We start from the raw sequence: 1170 nt of genomic DNA, 5'->3' as shown, positions 1-1170 counted from the left end.
CCTAGTGTCCTGAGTCTTAGAAGAGCTATAGAAGTATGCTGGGCTCATGGCACGCATGGGTCGACCGACGGTTGACGTGGTTCTGACGGATGACGAGCGTGAGACGTTGCTGCGCTGGTCGCGGCGGGCGACGTCCGCGCAGGCTCTGGCGCTGCGTTGTCGGATCGTCCTGGCGTGTGCTGACGGGCTGTCGAACACGCAGGTGGGTAAGGAACTTGGGATTCATCCGACCACGGTGGCCACTTGGCGCAAGCGGTTCGCGGCCCAGCGGCTGGAGGGCCTGGCCGACGAAAAGCGGCCGGGTCCTGCCCGCACGGTGACGGACGAGCAGGTCGAGGACGTGATCGTGCGGACTCTGGAGACAACGCCGAAGGGCGCCACCCACTGGTCCACTCGTGAGATGGCAAAGCAGAGCGGGCTGAGCCAGTCGACGGTCTCGCGGATCTGGCGCACCTTCGGCCTCAAGCCGCACCAGGTCGACACCTTCAAGCTGAGCAAGGACCCGCAGTTCGTCGAGAAGGTCCGCGACGTGGTGGGTCTGTACCTTGATCCGCCCGAGCGCGCCATTGTGCTCTGCGTCGATGAGAAGTCGCAGATTCAGGCGCTGGACCGATCGGCCCCGGTGCTGCCGATGATGCCCGGTATGCCCGAGCGCCGCACCCACGATTACCTGCGTGGAGGCGTCACCACCTTGTTTGCGGCGCTCAACACCGCCACCGGCGAGGTCATCGGCTCCCTGCACCGCCGCCACCGCGCCGCCGAGTTCAAGAAGTTCCTCACGAAGCTGGACAAGGAAGTCCCCGCCGAGCTCGACGTCCACCTGATCTGCGACAACTACGCCACCCACAAGACTCCTGCCATCCAGAAGTGGCTGCTCGCGCACCCGCGCTTCCATATGCACTTCACGCCGACCAGCTCGTCCTGGCTCAATCAGGTCGAGCGCTGGTTCGGCCTGCTGACGGACAAGCAGATACGGCGTGGGGTCCACAAGAACGTCCAGGCGCTCGAGAAGGACATCCGCGACTGGATCGCCCACTGGAACGAGGACCCCAAGCCGTTCACCTGGACCAAGTCCGCCGACGAGATCTTCGAACGCCTCGCCGGCTACCTGAACCGCCTGCCGAACCCCAAACCCTAGATATGCACCTCTTCCGAGACTCAGGACACTAG

The 1170-nt window shown here is 64.4% G+C and carries 1 protein-coding gene; it reads left to right on the top strand.

The window, feature by feature from the left end; all coding sequences use genetic code 11:
- The first annotated feature begins 46 nt into the window (after window positions 1–46).
- On the top strand, window positions 47–1138 hold the full coding sequence (locus ACFW2Y_RS35965; RefSeq protein WP_384887989.1) for an IS630 family transposase: 1092 nt from the start codon (window positions 47–49) through the stop codon (window positions 1136–1138).
- Window positions 1139–1170 lie beyond the last annotated feature (32 nt).

The organism is Streptomyces sp. NPDC058877 (assembly GCF_042742855.1).
In the GTDB taxonomy this organism is placed as follows: Bacteria; Actinomycetota; Actinomycetes; order Streptomycetales; family Streptomycetaceae; genus Streptomyces.
Note: the sequence above shows the minus strand (reverse complement) of the source record. Positions and strands in the feature narration are given on the sequence as shown.